The sequence below is a fragment of the Shewanella sp. SM87 genome, assembly GCF_025653705.1.
GTDB lineage: Bacteria > Pseudomonadota > Gammaproteobacteria > Enterobacterales > Shewanellaceae > Shewanella > Shewanella oncorhynchi.
The window spans coordinates 37,497-53,386 of record NZ_JAKKSC010000019.1; the positions used below are offsets into that span (position 1 = coordinate 37,497).

Below are 15,890 nucleotides of genomic sequence, written 5' to 3' on the forward strand. Positions count from 1 at the left end.
CGTCAATTTTTATGTTTAAGGGTCTGGGGTGGGATAATGCTCCGCTATTGGCATTATCATAAACAGATCAGAGCAAACTGTGCGTTAGTTAATGTCATTTTTAGGTAAAGTTGCGGATAATATTGCCGAAAATGAATTTAGAAAAAGGGTGATAACCAAATGGATATTCAAAATATGCCGCGTGAACAGTTGGGTGTGTGTGCAGAGGGGAACTTACACAGTGTCTATTTGATGTTTAATGCCAATGACAATGTCGAGTCGCAATTACGTCCCTGTCTTGCCAACGTTGCGCAGTATATTTATGAGCTGACAGATCAATATTCCGACAGTGCATTCAATGGTTTTGTTGGTATTGGTGCTAATTATTGGGATAGCCTCTATCCTACTGCTCGCCCTGAACTGCTTAAACCTTTCCCTGCGATGCAAGTGGGCAGTCGTGAAGCGCCTGCAATTGAATATGATTTATTCGTGCATATTCGCAGTGATCGTTACGACATTCTGCATTTAGTGGCTAATGAAATCAGCCAAATGTTTGAAGACTTAGTGGAGTTAGTTGAAGAAGAGCGTGGCTTTAGATTTATGGATAGCCGTGATTTAACCGGCTTTGTCGATGGCACCGAAAACCCTAAGGGGCGCCACCGCCAGGAAGTGGCACTTGTGGGTGATGAGGATCCTGAGTTTAAGGGTGGCAGCTATATTCATGTGCAAAAATATGCCCATAACTTGAGTAAGTGGCATAGATTACCAGTTAAAAAACAAGAGGATATAATCGGTCGAACTAAGCAAGATAATATCGAGTATGAATCTGAAGATAAGCCACTGACCAGCCATATCAAGCGCGTTAATCTTAAAGATGCCGATGGTAAGTCAATGGAGATCCTGCGTCAGAGTATGCCCTATGGTTCGCTGAAGGAGCAGGGATTAATGTTTATCTCTAACTGCCGCACGCCAGAACATTTTGAAAAGATGCTGCATAGCATGATGTTTGGTGATGGCGCAGGCAATCATGATCACTTGATGCATTTTACTAAGGCGATGACAGGTTCATCTTTCTTTGCCCCTGCATTGGATTTTATGCTGCAGTTCGACGAATAAGCTTTCTATAATCAAGCCGAATTAGTATCAATCGAGACGCACTTAAGCTAACGCCTAAGTGCGTTTTTTTATGCTAATGCGCGGGAACCCATTTTTTGATATCGAGCTGCCATTGCAGGGCGGTGAAATCGATAAAGGCGCGCACTAGATTTTGCTGATAACTGCGGGACAAATATACCGCCCACAGGGTTTGGCCTGGTGTCGTAAATTCGGGTAAGACTTCTTTGAGCTGACCACTGGCAAGGTATTGGTTAGCCAAGTCACAGGGTAACCGCACTATGCCATGTCCACGTAGCGCCGCACTGACCAACACTCCCATATCGTTAGCCTTAAGATTCCCTGTAACTTTGACGTGCTCGGCTTGCAGTTCTTTTAGAAAAGGCCAGTTTTGTTGCGCTGAGTGTATGAGGCAGTTGTGGGCTAGCAGATCAATGGGTTCGAGGAGTGGCGTTGCGCTATCAAGATAGCTCGGCGCCGCGCAAAGTACCGCATCTATGGTCATCAAACGCCGAGCAATGAGATTCTCATCGGGTTGCTCGGTATAGCGTAGCGCCACGTCGACTCTCTCATCTACCAATTGCGCAAAACTGTCCGACATCACCAGTTGAATGTTGACCTTAGGATGAATTTTAATAAAGCGATCAACGACATAAAACAGACTGTGCTGCCCAAGGCCAATAGGCGTAGCGATACGAATACTGCCTACCAGTTCACTGTTATGGCTGTGGGCACGACTCTCCATGGCAGCAACTTCACTTAAGATCCGCTGGCAAAATTGTAGCGCTTCCTCACCCTGCAAAGTCAAGCTGGCGCTGCGCGTGGTGCGGTGTAATAAGCGTAAACTCAACCACTGCTCCACTTCTTGAATATGACGGGAAACCTGCAGGCGGCTGAAGTCTAAATGTTCGGCAGCTTTGGTAAAGCTGCCACAGTTTGCGACTTCGACGAAACTGCGTATAGCGGCAATTTTATCCACATTAGTATCCTATATTGAAACAATCATGCTCAATTATTGATGTTTATTAGGTGAAAAACTGCAAGTAAACTGGATCCAATGTAAATCATCTGAGTGAGACAATGAAATGAAAATCGCAATTTTAGGTGCAACGGGTTGGATCGGTGGTGCAATTTTAAAAGAAGCACAGAGTCGTGGACATCAAGTGACAGCGTTAGTGCGTGATCCAAGTAAGTTATCCGTGGCTGACGTGGCAGTACGTGCCGTGGATTTAGAGCAGCCATTGGTCGCCGATACCTTTGCTGGCGTAGATGTCGTGATTGCCGCCGTTGGTGGCCGCGCCCAACAAAATCATGGTCTAGTGGCGAGTACGGTTCAGCATTTACTGGATGTGCTGCCTAACGCTAACGTGTCACGTTTATTGTGGGTCGGTGGTGCTGGGAGTTTAGAAGTGGCGCCGGGTGTGACGCTGGTCTCTAGTCCAGATTTCCCAGCAGCATATAAAGATGAGGCGTTAGCTCAGGGTGAAGCTTTGCAGGTATTCCGTGCGGCGCAAACGGCAATCAATTGGACCTTTGTGAGCCCAGCCGCTGAGATTTATCCCGGTGAGAGTGAAGGCCCGTACCGTCTTGGTGGCGACAGCTTCTTTACCGATGCTAATGGTCAAAGCCGTATCTCTGTAACCGATTACGCAAAAGCCATGGTAGATGAAGCCGAAAAGGGCACTCACCCAAACCAGCGCATCAGTGTGGCTTACTGATATCGTTATAGTTGAGTTAGATATTGTGAGTTAGATATTGTGCTGGAATGTGTAACGTAATCGGGACAATGGCCAAATAACCAGCGCGGTATTGCACTTCAAAATGTACAGATAAAATAGAACAGGTCAGCTCACTGACCTGTTTTTTTATTCTGCGTAATTGAATAAAGATTTGATGGTTTCTAAGGTATCGGCGATATCTTGGATGCTCGATGGGCAAATAAAGATAGTGTCATCACCGGCAATCGTACCCAAAATGCCTTCTGGTTTACCGATAGAATCCAATAAACGGGCAATCAGCTGCGCGGCACCTGGGCTAGTTCGCACGACGATCATAGCTTGATTGTGATCGACGTCGAGTACCAAATTCTTCAGTGGGCTACCCGCGGTGGGTACGCCTAATTCGGCTGGTAAGCAATACACCATCTCTTGCTTAGCGTTGCGAGTCCGCACTGCGCCGAACTTGCTGAGCATGCGTGACACTTTCGATTGGTTAATATTACCAAAGCCTTCAGCTTGCAAGGCGGTGACGATTTCACTCTGAGAGCCAAAGCGCTCTTCTTTTAAAATCGACTTAAAAATTCTAACAAGGTCATCCTGATTCTTGGTCGTTTGCATAATATTATTATTCGTTATTCAAAAAAACAGGCCCATTTTGAATATTTTTAGAAAAATTGTCAACAAATAACCAGATTGGTTGAATAAAAATTCACTAAGCCCCAGTGGTTAAGCGTTTGTAGGGGGCGTAAAAATCCCAATTTGAGTAATTGTTCTACATTGCTTCTACGTTATTCCGGAATTCTTTTGTCCCACGACTAAGGGATAATTGAAATTGTTGTGACATTCCAGTAATGTGACGCCAACGCAAATTAGATCCATGTCACACATATCCGAGAAATAACGGAGATAACTATGAAAGTTGCTGTACTTGGTGCTGCTGGTGGTATCGGCCAGGCTCTTGCCCTACTGTTAAAAACTCAATTGCCTGCGGGTTCACAATTGTCTCTATATGATATCGCACCGGTAACTCCGGGTGTTGCGGTTGACTTGAGCCACATTCCAACTGCTGTTGAAATCAAAGGTTTTGCTGGTGAAGATCCAACGCCTGCCCTCGTGGGTGCTGACGTTGTTCTAATTTCTGCTGGTGTTGCGCGTAAGCCTGGTATGGATCGTTCTGATCTGTTCAATATCAATGCGGGTATCGTTCGCAACCTGATCGAAAAAGTAGCGGCAACTTGCCCTACGGCTTTGGTTGGCATTATCACTAACCCAGTCAACACGACCGTAGCTATCGCTGCAGAAGTGATGAAAAAAGCGGGTGTTTACGATAAGAACCGTCTGTTCGGTATCACGACATTAGACGTGATCCGCTCTGAAACTTTCATCGCCGAATTAAAAGGCCTGAACGTTGCTGACGTTAAAGTGAATGTGATCGGCGGCCACAGCGGCGTGACTATTCTGCCATTACTGTCTCAAGTTGAAGGCGCGACTTTCACTGACGAAGAAGTGGCAAGTTTGACGACTCGCATCCAAAACGCGGGTACAGAAGTGGTTGAAGCTAAAGCCGGTGGCGGAAGCGCGACTCTGTCTATGGGTCAAGCGGCTTGCCGTTTCGGTCTGTCTCTGGTTCGTGGTCTGCAAGGCGAAGCTAACATCGTTGAATGCGCCTATGTTGACGGCGGCAGCGAGCATGCTGAATTCTTCGCACAACCTGTGCTGTTAGGCAAAAACGGTATTGAAAAAGTACTGCCTTACGGTGAAGTGAGTGCATTCGAAGCTAACGCTCGTGATTCTATGTTAGATACGCTGAAAGGCGATATCAAACTAGGCGTTGATTTCGTTAAATAATCTTTCGGATAATCTTTTTAGATTATGACGAATTAAAAACGGAGCCATTGAGCTCCGTTTTTTTATGCCTGGGTTTTACATTTTACCAGGCGAATTCAGTCGATCAGCGGCGCTTAGTGGGAATTTGGCAGTTATCATCGCAGCGGGCTTTGCCCGTCAGTAAATAAGAGATGCGATATCTGTTTTTTGCGAATCTGAGATAGCACCAATCGGCCACAGTTTTAATCACGGGCAGGCGTAATAGTTGGATCCAAGCGCGTGTTCCTGTCAGTGCCCACGCTTTGCAAGTGACATCTAACCCGAGTAACACTTCGCCCGTTGCGGTTTCGCCATGGAGAATCGTATTAGCGTAGTCTCTATCGATATGGCTGAAGCGCTTACTAAAGTCTGGCGCATTTAAATCCTCAAGCGCAATCAAGTTCTTCGGATCGCGCGCTTTCAGTTGACGCATTTCGGCGCTACATAATGGACAATTTCCATCGTAAAAAATCCGCAGTTCCATCGGTATTACCTCTGATGACTTGATCACAATACTTGAAGTGAGTACTCAAGCTTGGTTTTCTTCTACCCTATACGCAGAATAAAGGGTTTTAGATCGAAGCGATTGTAGAACGGATCAGCATCTCATTGGGCTTTTTGTTAGGTTAAATTCAAATGAGTGCAGTAACATCTTGGTTATTCATCAGTTTAACTTGATTGCTGATTTTTAAGCGAACAAGGTAAAGCCTGACCAATAACGACTCAAAAGGATAGGTATGACATCTCCCATCATAATCACAGGCGTGGGTAAGCGTATCGGTTACGCCTTAGCCAAACATTTTCTCGCCCAAGGTCAGCAGGTGATTGGTACCTATCGCAGCCATTACGCTAGCATAGATGAGCTGAACGCCTTAGGTGCGACTCTGTATCCCTGTGATTTTTATGACGATACTCAAGTGCGATCCTTGATTGATGAGTTAGCTAAGCTGCCGCAAATTCGCGCCATTATTCACAATGCCTCGGACTGGCTGCCGGATCCTGTGCTTACAAAGAATGAGCCTTTCAAGAGTGCCACTTTTGCACCGAGCCAAGTGCTGCAGCGGATGATGCAAGTGCATGTGAGCGTGCCCTATCAGTTGAACTTGGCCTTAGAGGCGCAGCTACGTGCCGCTGCTGGCGATGAAATCGGTGCGAGCGATGTGATTCATATTACTGACTATGTGGCAGAGAAGGGCAGTCAGAAGCATATCGCCTATGCCGCCAGTAAAGCCGCGCTGCACAATATGACGCTATCCTTTGCCGCCAAATTTGCGCCCGAGGTGAAAGTGAATTCGATTGCGCCGGCGATGATCCTATTTAATGCAGGAGATGACGTTGCCTATCAGCAAAAAACCTTAGCCAAAGCGCTGTTGCCGAAAGAGGCGGGGAATGAGGAGATTATCGACTTAGTCGAATATCTGCTGAATAGCCGCTACGTCAGCGGTCGTTGCCATAATGTCGATGGTGGCCGTCATTTAAAATAGTGGATGGTGGCCAATAGTGATTTGATTTTTCGAAAACAACCAATGGCTTAAAATGTCAGTACCCGACTTGGAGTGATGATAAATGGCAAAGGCACATCCCAATACTCGCAGGGTAAACTCGTCACTTGCTGACAGTTGTGGGCGTAACCCATAGGCAAAGGTTTACCTTTAAGCTGCCAGTTTGCCAGCGTCCTATCGTAATAGCCGCCGCCCATGCCCATGCGATTCCCCATTAAATCAAAAGCCACTAAGGGCGTGATAACCACATCTAACTCTGTCACTGGGATAATGGTGCGCACATCTAATTTAGGTTCTAAGATGCCGAATTGATTGGGTTGCATGGGGGTGTCTGCGGTGTAATGCAGGAATAATAATTGTCCGGCATTGAAGGGATGTAACCTAGGCAGATAGGTGTTTATGCCCATTTGCCACAGCGCAGCGATAAGCGGTGGCGTGGCGAGTTCGCCATCATGGGTGAGATATAATGCCACATGTTGCGCTTTGTTGGCCTGCAATGCATCGAGCATTCGCTGGCAGGCGTTTAAACTTGCTTGGGTTTGTTCTATTTCGGAGAGAGATTTACGGGCGGTGCGAATGGCTTTGCGTAACAGATTGCGGCTTTCTTTTGTATGGAGTGCGATATTTGCCGCATAGCTTGCAACATCTACGGCATCAGCGACTTCTACGGCAAGGTGCGCCGTGTCGCTTTGGGTATTCAAATGAGAAAGTTTGGAAGATGTAGACATAGAATTAAGATGCTCCCCAGAATGCCGCTACCGGTGTAGCCCTTGAACCGTAGGTTCAAGGCGGGTAAATGATTACCTCCTAAGGCTTCTCGGTACAAGCCGAGCATGCACAATGTCAGTAAAGCATTCACCCTAATTTCAAAATTATCGGCACAGGGACATTACCAGTTGGCATGCATCCCAGGGAGCAAAACGGTATTGAATCGCTAAAGCATTGGTTTATTTAAATAAGCCAGTTTAGCCATTCACTGTGCGTCAGTTGGTTTAACTCAATGAGTGTTAAATCACTAAGGTGCACAGTTTAAATCTATTTAGTTGAACGCTCAACTAAGGCACTTTCGAGGGTCGACTGCAGCAAGCTGATCCTGTCGTCCATCTGTTGCATGTAGTGCTTATTTTTTTGCTTTTCTTGGAACAACTCGTGTCCAATATTCAGCGCCGCCATAATCGCAATTTCTTCACGGCTTAGGCTATTGGTTCGGGTTTTTAACGCACTGAGTTGTTGTTCAACTCCCAACGCTACCGTACGTAAGGCATCCTCTTGACCTTTCGGGCAAGCGATAGAGTAGGTGCGCCCAAGTAGGGTAATTTCAACAGCACTGTTACTCATGTCGCGGGTGATCCTTTCGTTAGCCTCTTAGGGCGGACTATATAGGGCTGATCTTAAAAGTGCAAGGTAAGCCGCAAATGGATTGGTCTTTGACGGTTTTGTTTGCTGTTTGTGTGAGCAGTTGGATAGTTTTTTATCAGGGCGTGGCCGATTTCGCCATTATTGGGATTCAGTATTGGTTCAAGTCTTTATCTCTGCTAGCATTGCTGCTGGAAAAATCTTATTGGGATCTGATATGGCAACCCCTCCTTCGTTACGTATCGACAGCTTAAAACTCGCCTTAGATGCGGCTGAAATCGGCCAGCATCCGGTAGAAGTTCACGGTGCTTTAGTCGGTTTAATCTGCGGTGGTGTAGAGCAAACTGGCGACACTTGGATCAAGCCTTTATTCGACCTGATGAACGATGGTCAACCTTTGCCAGCGCAGTTGCACCAATTAGTGTGTGATTTGTTTAACGATTCAGTGACGCGTTTAGTGGATTTTGAATTTGGTTTCATGCCGCTGTTGCCCGAAGAAGAAGAGCCGCTCAGCCAACGTGTTGAAGCCTTGTCCCTGTGGACCCAGAGTTTTTTGACTGGCATGGCGATTATTCAGCCGAAACTGAATCAAGCCTCGGCAGAAGTACGTGAAGTGATCAAAGACTTGGCGGAAATTGCCCAAGTGGAATTTGATGTTGCCGACGATGAAGAATCCGAAGCCGCTTACACTGAATTACTCGAGTTTGTACGTATTGCAGCCATCATGTGTTACTCGGAGTTTGGTCCTGAGCTTCCCCATGGCGAGGCTGACGATACTGCGGTGGTGCATTAATTTACCGCAGTTGTTTAATGTTCAATAAGTTAACACAGTAGTGGCTTTATTAGATGTCAAAGGTGGGCAAACCTGCCTTTGAGTCCATAGCACTGGTGTTTTTGAGTGCATAGCATTGATGTTTACATCTTTTATGTTTACATGCCTTAGTGTTATGCCAAAGCTTGAATGAGATCCCCATGACGGCCACAAATCACATGGATACTTCAGTTCAACACGTCGACATCGCGATTGTAGGCGGTGCGATGGCGGGGGCGACCCTAGCGTTAGCTCTCGCGCGTCTTTCTTTATCCGCAGCTCGGCCACTTTCTATCGCCTTAATCGAAGCGCACCTTCCCGATAAGCAACACCCCGGGTTCGATGCCCGCTCTATTGCTATCGCCCACGGTTCTATTTTCGAATTATCCCGTTTAGGTTTATGGCAAAAGCTCGCCCATTTGGGCACGGCGATTGAAAATATCCATGTGTCGGATCGCGGCCACTTTGGCATGACAGAACTCAATGCGGCGCAGTTTCATTTAGATGCCCTAGGCCAAGTGGTTGAGCTTGAACGGGTTGGCCAAGTGCTGTTTAACGAGTTGAATAAGAGTAGTGTCAAACTCTATTGCCCCGCCAAGCTTGCCCAAGTAGAACCCGCCGTTGAAGGTCACACCTTAGTGCTCGATACGGGCGAGCGAATTCAAGCCAAACTTGTGGTCGCCGCCGATGGTTTGCAATCCAAAGTGCGCAGCAGTTTTAATTTGCCTGTGACCCAAGTGGCCTTTGAGCAAACGGCCATTATTGCCAATATTCAAACTGCCGATTTGCCAACCAATAGGCCTCACAAACATTGGGCCTATGAGCGCTTTACCCAAACAGGTCCCTTAGCGTTGTTGCCTATGGCCGATATTCAAGGTCAACCTCGCTTATCTCTCGTGTGGGCGCTCGATGATGCGCGGGCTAAACAGATGCAAGCCGCACCTAAGGCCGAGTTTTTAGCGGCGCTTCAACAGGCCTTTGGTTATCGTGCGGGCACGTTTATCGATGTCAGCGCGCGCCATGCGTATCCGCTTAATTTGTCCTATATGCCAAGGCCAATTCATCACAGATGTGTGTTTATCGGCAATGCGGCGCAGACACTGCATCCGATTGCGGGGCAAGGATTTAACTTAGGGTTGAGGGATGTGGTGAGTTTGCTCGAGGTGATCCAAAAGGCGCTAGCACAGTGCGAAGATATCGGCTCCGCCGCTGTGACCCATGCGTACCTTAATGCCCGCGAGCACGACAGAAACAGCACTATCCGAAATATCGAATTTTTAGTCCGTGGCTTTTCAAACCAATATTGGCCGATGGCGCTGGGGCGTAACTTAGGATTACGGCTTTTGTCTTGGTTTCCGCCACTGAAAACCCCCGTCGCTCAAAAGGCAATGGGCTGGAAATAACTCAGTAATTTACTGGTATCGCAACGCGAAAAGGATGTACCCATGTTAAATTCACAAGCCTATGACATCGCCATTGTGGGTGGCGGCATGGTGGGACTCGCCACCGCGATTGGATTGGCGCAGGCCGATCTGAATGTCGTCGTTATCGATGCGGGCCACACTGAGGTCGTGAGCGGCGAGCCGCGTTTACGGGTGAGCGCCATCAATAAGGCGAGCCAGCGCTTGTTAGAAAACTTAGGGGCATGGAGTTATTTAGATACTTCCCGCGCCACGCCTTATCAAAAAATGGCGGTGTGGGAAAAAGACGGTTTCGGTAAAATTGCCTTTGATGCCAACAGCATCAGCGAAACCAGTCTCGGCGCGATTATCGAAAACGATGCCATTAGCTTTGCCCTCGCCAAACGCGCCAGTGAGTTTGACAATATCACCCATATTCAAAACCAACGCATAGAGCGCATTGCTTTTGGTGAGCGCGAAGCTTGGTTGACCCTTGCCAATGGCGCCGATTCTGAAATAGAAAGTGTCAGTGCTGCACTTGTGATAGCCGCCGATGGCGCCAACTCTTGGGTGCGCGAGCAGTGTAAGATCCCGCTGACCTTTTGGGATTACGGCCACCACGCAATCGTCGCAACTATTCGTACCGAAATGCCACACCTTGCCACCGCCCGCCAAGTGTTTTTGCAGGACGGCCCGCTAGCATTTTTACCCCTGTATGAAGACAATCTCTGCTCTATCGTCTGGTCGGTGCCGCCCGAGCGCGCCAATGAATTATTGGCGATGGACAAAGTGCAATTTGAGCGCAACTTAACCGCGGCTTTCGACGGACGTTTAGGGATTTGCAAGCTGGAAAGCGAGCGCCAAGCCTTCCCATTACGGATGCGTTATGCCCGCCATTTTGCCCGTCACCGTTTAGTATTAGCAGGCGATGCTGCCCATACTATTCATCCGCTGGCTGGCCAAGGGGTGAACCTCGGCTTTTTAGATGCGGCCAGCATTATCGAAGTGATCAGCGAATTACAGCAAGCGGGTAAAGATATCGGCGATTATGCGCAGCTGCGTGCACTTGAACGTTGGCGCAAAGCCGATGCAATGGAGATGATCGCGGCGATGGAGGGCTTTAAACGCCTATTCGAAGGTTCAAACCCAGTCAAAAAGGCGATTCGCGATCTGGGATTAAATCTGGTTGATAATGTCGCTGGGCTGAAAACAGTGTTCATACAACAGGCCATGGGCAATAAGTCGGCACTGCCTAAGTTGTGCCGTTAGCCTAGGTTGCGCTAATGTGATCAGAATTGCCGCTAATATCAGCATATTGACTGCAAGCTGCGCAAATCTGGCCTTCGCATGTAAAAAAATTACATGTTGAAGATGAGAAAATCTAATGACAATGACTTCGGATTAGAAAAATCTCTTGTATACAAATTTGTGACGCAAGGTATAATTTCGCCGCATTTTAGACCCTAGTATCTACACCCTACACTAGGCAGAGACCTGAAAAAGGCCGCACAAAAGGGATAACAATGGCTAACAAAACTATTCTGTTTAACAAGCACTTAGAATCAAACGCTAAGATGGTCGACTTCCACGGTTGGGATATGCCCCTCAACTATGGTTCACAAATCGAAGAACACAACGCTGTGCGTCAAGACGCGGGTATGTTCGACGTATCCCACATGACTGTGGTTGATGTGATAGGTAGCGACGCTGGTGCATTTCTACGTAAGTTGCTGGCGAACGATGTGGCTAGACTTAAAGTGCCAGGTAAAGCCTTATACAGCGGCATGTTAGATGATAATGCCGGTATCATCGACGACCTCATCACTTATTATCTCACTGACACTAACTACCGCGTGGTAGTGAACTCAGCGACCCGCGAAAAAGATCTCGCTTGGATCGCCAAGCAATCCCAAGGTTTTGATGTCACTGTGACTGAGCGTCCTGAGCTGGCGATGATTGCCGTTCAAGGTCCTAACGCAAAAGCGAAAGCCGCTGCCGTGTTCAGTGCCGAGCAAAACGCCGCCATCGAAGGCATGAAACCTTTCTTCGGTAAGCAAGCAGGCTCACTGTTTATTGCGACTACGGGTTACACAGGCGAAGCGGGCTACGAAATTATCGTCCCAGAAGATGAAGCCCAAGCCTTGTGGCAAGCATTGTTAGATCAAGGGGTTAAACCTTGTGGTCTCGGTGCCCGTGACACGCTTCGTCTCGAAGCCGGTATGAATCTTTACGGCTTAGACATGGACGAAACCATCAACCCATTGGCCGCCAACATGGGCTGGACTATTGCATGGGAACCAAGCGACCGTGACTTCATCGGCCGTAAAGCCCTCGAAACACTTCGCGATGCCGGAACCAGCAAACTTGTTGGTCTAGTGATGGAAGAAAAGGGCGTGTTACGCCATGATATGCCAGTATTTTTCACCGACGCTGCCGGTGTAGAGCAACAAGGCGTGATCACCAGCGGGACTTTCTCGCCAACATTGGGCTATTCTATTGCGATGGCACGTGTTCCTAGCTCGATTGGGGATACTGCGGAAGTCGAAATGCGTAAAAAACGTGTGGCTGTTAGAGTAGTGGCGCCAAACTTTGTGCGCAACGGTAAACAAGCATTTTAAAAAAACGGAACAAGGAACAAGAACAATGAGCAATATTCCGACAGAACTGAAATACGCCTCTTCACACGAATGGATCCGCAAGGAAGAAGACGGTAGCTACACAGTAGGTATCACTGAGCACGCCCAAGAGCTGTTAGGTGACATGGTTTTCGTTGAACTCCCAGAAGTTGGCGACACTGTGACTGCGGGTGAAGACTGTGCTGTAGCTGAATCAGTAAAAGCGGCGTCTGACATTTATGCCCCCATTTCTGGTGAAGTGATTGCCGTGAACGAAGCGCTGGAAGATTCGCCAGAACTCGTTAACAGCAGTGCTTACGGCGAAGGCTGGTTCTTCCGCGTAATGCCTTCTGACGAATCAGAAGTCGACGCTCTGCTGGATGCTGAAGGCTACCAAGCTGTCATCGACGAAGAATAATCGTCGACGCTAACGAAGCCCTAAGGGGCTTCGTTTGTTTTAGCGCAAGATTGACATAACAACAGTCCGTTAATCAGTACCCTACAGTTCTGAATTTCGGCAAATCTGGAACAAGGTTTATCATGACCAAGCAAACCCTCACTCAGTTAGAACAGCACGATTTATTCCTACGTCGTCATATCGGCCCAGATAGCAGCCAACAGCAAGCCATGCTGAACTATGTTGGTGCTGAGTCTCTGGACGATCTGACCGCGCAAATCGTGCCTGAGTCGATCCGTTTAAGCCAAGATCTGAGCATTGGAGATTCCTGCGGCGAAGCCGAAGGCATTGCTTACATTCGTGGTTTAGCGAAACAAAACCAAGTATTTAAGAGCTATATCGGCATGGGTTACTACGGCACTCAAGTGCCAAACGTGATCCTGCGTAACGTATTTGAAAACCCAGGTTGGTACACGGCTTATACGCCATATCAGCCAGAAATCGCCCAAGGCCGTTTAGAAGCCATTCTAAACTTCCAACAAGTGTCGATGGACTTAACGGGTTTAGATTTGGCTTCTGCTTCTTTGTTAGATGAAGCAACTGCTGCTGCCGAAGCGATGGCGCTGGCAAAGCGCGTTTCTAAAGCGAAAAAAGCCAATATCTTTTTCGTTGCCGATGATGTGTTCCCGCAAACCTTAGACGTAGTGAAAACCCGCGCTGAGTGTTTTGGTTTTGAAGTGGTGGTTGGCCCTGCATCTGAGGCCGTTAACCATGAGCTGTTTGGTGCTTTGTTCCAATATACTAACCGTTTTGGTCAAATCACGGACTTCACTGAATTATTCGCAACTCTGCGTGCGAAGAATGTGGTTGTGACTGTCGCCGCCGACATTATGTCCTTGGTATTACTGAAATCACCGGGCGCTATGGGCGCCGATGTGGTATTCGGTAGTGCCCAGCGTTTTGGCGTGCCAATGGGCTTTGGTGGTCCACACGCGGCCTTCTTCGTTGCCCGTGACGAGCACAAACGTTCTATGCCTGGCCGTATCATTGGAGTGTCAAAAGACGCCCGTGGTAACCGCGCACTACGTATGGCAATGCAAACTCGTGAGCAACATATCCGCCGCGAAAAAGCCAACTCAAACATTTGTACTGCACAAATTCTGTTAGCGAATATGGCGTCTTTCTACGCCGTATTCCATGGCCCAGATGGCCTGAAAACTATTGCATCACGCATTCACCGTTTCGCCGATATTTTAGCGACAGGCTTAAAAGCGAAGGGCGTGAACTTAGTCAACAGCACTTGGTTTGATACTGTTAGCATCAAAGGCTTAGATGTTGCTGCCGTCAATGCACGCGCACTGGCTGCTGAAATGAACCTACGTTTCGATGCCGATGGTATTGTGGGCGTGAGCTTAGACGAAACCACGTTGCGCACAGATATCGAAGCCTTGTTCGATGTGATCTTAGGTGCCGGCCATGGTTTAGATGTTGCCGCGTTAGACGCGCAAATCGTGAGCCAAGGTAGCCAATCGATTCCGGCGGCACTTGTGCGCCAAGATGCGATTTTAAGCCACCCAACCTTCAATCGCTATCAAAGCGAAACCGAGATGATGCGTTATATCAAACGTCTCGAAAGCAAAGACTTAGCTCTTAACTACTCGATGATTTCACTGGGCTCATGCACCATGAAGTTAAACGCAGCGGTTGAAATGCTCCCTGTGAGCTGGCCAGAATTTGCCAACATGCACCCATTCAGCCCACTGGATCAAGCTAAAGGCTTTACTCAGTTGATTGAAGAGTTGTCGACTTGGTTAGTGAACATTACAGGCTACGACGCTGTGTGCATCCAGCCAAACTCAGGCGCTCAAGGTGAATACGCTGGCTTGTTAGCCATCAAGAAATACCATGAGTCACGCGGCGATGCGCACAGAAACATCTGTTTGATCCCGCAATCTGCCCACGGTACTAACCCTGCATCGGCGCAATTAGCCGGTATGCAAGTGGTAGTTACTGCCTGTGATAAGCAAGGTAACGTCGATTTAGAAGATCTGAAGACCAAAGCCGCCGAAGTGGCTGAAAACTTGTCTTGCATCATGATCACTTATCCATCGACCCACGGTGTGTATGAAGAATCTATCCGCGAAATCTGCAACATAGTGCATCAGCACGGCGGTCAAGTGTACTTAGACGGCGCTAACATGAACGCGCAGGTCGGCTTAACGTCTCCTGGCTTTATCGGTGCCGACGTATCACACCTTAACCTGCACAAAACCTTCGCGATTCCACACGGCGGTGGTGGTCCAGGTATGGGCCCAATCGGCGTGAAATCACACTTAGCTCCATTTGTTGCGGGTCACGTTGTGGTGAAACCGGGCCGCGTGAGCGACAACAACGGCGCCGTATCAGCAGCACCTTACGGTAGCGCGGGCATTCTGCCGATCAGCTGGATGTACATTAAGCTGCTTGGTTCAAAGGGCCTGAAAAAGTCGACCCAAACTGCGCTGCTAAACGCAAATTATGTGATGAAGAAGCTGTCAGAACACTACCCAGTATTGTTCCGTGGCCGTAACGATCGCGTCGCGCATGAATGTATTATCGACCTACGTCCACTGAAAGAAGCCTCAGGCGTGACCGAAATGGATATCGCTAAGCGTTTGAATGACTACGGTTTCCACGCGCCAACCATGAGCTTCCCGGTTGCGGGAACCCTGATGATTGAGCCGACGGAATCTGAGTCTAAGGTGGAACTCGATCGTTTTATCGACGCTATGGTGTCAATCCGCGCTGAAATCGCCAAAGTGGAATCAGGCGAATGGCCTGTGGACAACAACCCGCTGCACAACGCACCGCACACTATGGCCGATATCATGGACCCAGAGTTTGATACGCGTCCATACAGCCGCGAAGTGGCCGTGTTCCCAAGTGCCGCAGTACGCACTAACAAGTTCTGGCCAACCGTGAATCGTATCGACGATGTCTATGGCGACCGTAACTTGATGTGTTCTTGTGCACCATTATCAGACTACGAGTAATAATTGCTGCTTAGGCTAGCTACTGCGGCGTTGCATGAGGCTTTCGCATAGCTCGAAATAGAGAGTTTGAAGGAGTCAACTCCGCGCGAAAGCTTTCAATC

Annotated in this window: 15 protein-coding genes and 1 other RNA gene; 10 read left to right on the top strand and 6 right to left on the bottom strand. The window is 48.2% G+C overall.

Annotated features, from left to right (window positions below; genetic code table 11):
- Positions 1-159: 159 nt before the first annotated feature.
- Positions 160-1,095: a Dyp-type peroxidase gene (locus L5M11_RS15385; protein WP_173496718.1), complete on the top strand. Its 936-nt coding sequence runs from the start codon at positions 160-162 to the stop codon at positions 1,093-1,095.
- A 73-nt stretch (positions 1,096-1,168) separates the two neighbouring features.
- Here L5M11_RS15385 and L5M11_RS15390 read toward each other — a convergent pair whose 3' ends face one another.
- Positions 1,169-2,071, bottom strand: coding sequence for a LysR family transcriptional regulator (locus L5M11_RS15390; RefSeq protein ID WP_263192657.1), 903 nt, complete (start codon positions 2,069-2,071; stop codon positions 1,169-1,171).
- Between the two features lie 106 nt (positions 2,072-2,177).
- Between L5M11_RS15390 and L5M11_RS15395 the strand changes: the two genes are divergently transcribed.
- Entirely contained in the window at positions 2,178-2,810 is a 633-nt protein-coding gene (locus L5M11_RS15395; protein ID WP_219233867.1) for an NAD(P)-dependent oxidoreductase, read from the top strand.
- Between the two features lie 147 nt (positions 2,811-2,957).
- Here the strand turns inward: L5M11_RS15395 and argR are convergent, their stop codons facing one another.
- Positions 2,958-3,428, bottom strand: coding sequence for a transcriptional regulator ArgR (argR, locus tag L5M11_RS15400; RefSeq protein ID WP_006080175.1), 471 nt, complete (start codon positions 3,426-3,428; stop codon positions 2,958-2,960).
- A gap of 294 nt (positions 3,429-3,722) precedes the next feature.
- On the opposite strand from argR, the gene mdh reads away from it, so the two are divergent.
- A complete protein-coding gene (gene mdh, locus L5M11_RS15405) occupies positions 3,723-4,658 on the top strand; it encodes a malate dehydrogenase (RefSeq protein WP_105250210.1) in 936 nt (311 codons plus the stop codon).
- 103 nt (positions 4,659-4,761) lie between these two features.
- Here the strand turns inward: mdh and L5M11_RS15410 are convergent, their stop codons facing one another.
- Entirely contained in the window at positions 4,762-5,160 is a 399-nt protein-coding gene (locus L5M11_RS15410; RefSeq protein ID WP_263139676.1) for a thiol-disulfide oxidoreductase DCC family protein, read from the bottom strand.
- A 253-nt stretch (positions 5,161-5,413) separates the two neighbouring features.
- Between L5M11_RS15410 and folM the strand changes: the two genes are divergently transcribed.
- The gene (gene folM, locus L5M11_RS15415) at positions 5,414-6,160 is read left to right on the top strand and encodes a dihydromonapterin reductase (RefSeq protein ID WP_263181903.1); all 747 of its coding nucleotides are present in this window, start codon (positions 5,414-5,416) and stop codon (positions 6,158-6,160) included.
- A gap of 47 nt (positions 6,161-6,207) precedes the next feature.
- Here the strand turns inward: folM and L5M11_RS15420 are convergent, their stop codons facing one another.
- From L5M11_RS15420 to L5M11_RS15430, 3 genes are all read right to left on the bottom strand, one after another.
- Positions 6,208-6,906, bottom strand: a complete 699-nt coding sequence (locus tag L5M11_RS15420) for a 5-formyltetrahydrofolate cyclo-ligase (RefSeq protein ID WP_263192659.1) — start codon at positions 6,904-6,906, stop codon at positions 6,208-6,210.
- Positions 6,907-6,915: 9 nt separating this feature from the next.
- Positions 6,916-7,096, bottom strand: a non-coding RNA gene (gene ssrS / locus L5M11_RS15425) — 6S RNA.
- 117 nt (positions 7,097-7,213) lie between these two features.
- Positions 7,214-7,516 carry a cell division protein ZapA gene (locus L5M11_RS15430; RefSeq protein WP_105250206.1) on the bottom strand — a complete coding sequence of 101 codons (303 nt, stop codon included), beginning with the start codon at positions 7,514-7,516 and terminating at the stop codon, positions 7,214-7,216.
- 235 nt (positions 7,517-7,751) lie between these two features.
- Between L5M11_RS15430 and L5M11_RS15435 the strand changes: the two genes are divergently transcribed.
- From L5M11_RS15435 to gcvP, 6 genes are all read left to right on the top strand, one after another.
- Positions 7,752-8,327 (top strand): UPF0149 family protein, encoded by a 576-nt coding sequence (locus tag L5M11_RS15435; RefSeq protein ID WP_105252998.1) that lies wholly within the window; start codon positions 7,752-7,754, stop codon positions 8,325-8,327.
- A gap of 179 nt (positions 8,328-8,506) precedes the next feature.
- Positions 8,507-9,748: a 2-octaprenyl-6-methoxyphenyl hydroxylase gene (gene ubiH, locus L5M11_RS15440; protein WP_263192662.1), complete on the top strand. Its 1,242-nt coding sequence runs from the start codon at positions 8,507-8,509 to the stop codon at positions 9,746-9,748.
- Positions 9,749-9,790: 42 nt separating this feature from the next.
- On the top strand, positions 9,791-11,014 hold the full coding sequence (locus L5M11_RS15445; RefSeq protein WP_263192664.1) for an FAD-dependent monooxygenase: 1,224 nt from the start codon (positions 9,791-9,793) through the stop codon (positions 11,012-11,014).
- Between the two features lie 254 nt (positions 11,015-11,268).
- A complete protein-coding gene (gene gcvT, locus L5M11_RS15450) occupies positions 11,269-12,363 on the top strand; it encodes a glycine cleavage system aminomethyltransferase GcvT (protein ID WP_219250422.1) in 1,095 nt (364 codons plus the stop codon).
- Between the two features lie 25 nt (positions 12,364-12,388).
- The gene (gene gcvH / locus L5M11_RS15455; protein ID WP_011845766.1) at positions 12,389-12,778 is read left to right on the top strand and encodes a glycine cleavage system protein GcvH; all 390 of its coding nucleotides are present in this window, start codon (positions 12,389-12,391) and stop codon (positions 12,776-12,778) included.
- A 122-nt stretch (positions 12,779-12,900) separates the two neighbouring features.
- Entirely contained in the window at positions 12,901-15,789 is a 2,889-nt protein-coding gene (gene gcvP / locus L5M11_RS15460; protein WP_263192666.1) for an aminomethyl-transferring glycine dehydrogenase, read from the top strand.
- Positions 15,790-15,890: the final 101 nt, after the last annotated feature.

Coding starts and splice junctions, on each gene's coding strand:
- L5M11_RS15385 (WP_173496718.1), top strand. CDS start 160: ATGGATATTCAAAATATGCCGCGTGAACAGTTGGGTGTGTGTGCAGAG.
- L5M11_RS15395 (WP_219233867.1), top strand. CDS start 2,178: ATGAAAATCGCAATTTTAGGTGCAACGGGTTGGATCGGTGGTGCAATT.
- argR (WP_006080175.1), bottom strand. CDS start 3,428: ATGCAAACGACCAAGAATCAGGATGACCTTGTTAGAATTTTTAAGTCG.
- mdh (WP_105250210.1), top strand. CDS start 3,723: ATGAAAGTTGCTGTACTTGGTGCTGCTGGTGGTATCGGCCAGGCTCTT.
- L5M11_RS15410 (WP_263139676.1), bottom strand. CDS start 5,160: ATGGAACTGCGGATTTTTTACGATGGAAATTGTCCATTATGTAGCGCC.
- folM (WP_263181903.1), top strand. CDS start 5,414: ATGACATCTCCCATCATAATCACAGGCGTGGGTAAGCGTATCGGTTAC.
- L5M11_RS15420 (WP_263192659.1), bottom strand. CDS start 6,906: ATGTCTACATCTTCCAAACTTTCTCATTTGAATACCCAAAGCGACACG.
- L5M11_RS15430 (WP_105250206.1), bottom strand. CDS start 7,516: ATGAGTAACAGTGCTGTTGAAATTACCCTACTTGGGCGCACCTACTCT.
- L5M11_RS15435 (WP_105252998.1), top strand. CDS start 7,752: ATGGCAACCCCTCCTTCGTTACGTATCGACAGCTTAAAACTCGCCTTA.
- ubiH (WP_263192662.1), top strand. CDS start 8,507: ATGACGGCCACAAATCACATGGATACTTCAGTTCAACACGTCGACATC.
- L5M11_RS15445 (WP_263192664.1), top strand. CDS start 9,791: ATGTTAAATTCACAAGCCTATGACATCGCCATTGTGGGTGGCGGCATG.
- gcvT (WP_219250422.1), top strand. CDS start 11,269: ATGGCTAACAAAACTATTCTGTTTAACAAGCACTTAGAATCAAACGCT.
- gcvH (WP_011845766.1), top strand. CDS start 12,389: ATGAGCAATATTCCGACAGAACTGAAATACGCCTCTTCACACGAATGG.
- gcvP (WP_263192666.1), top strand. CDS start 12,901: ATGACCAAGCAAACCCTCACTCAGTTAGAACAGCACGATTTATTCCTA.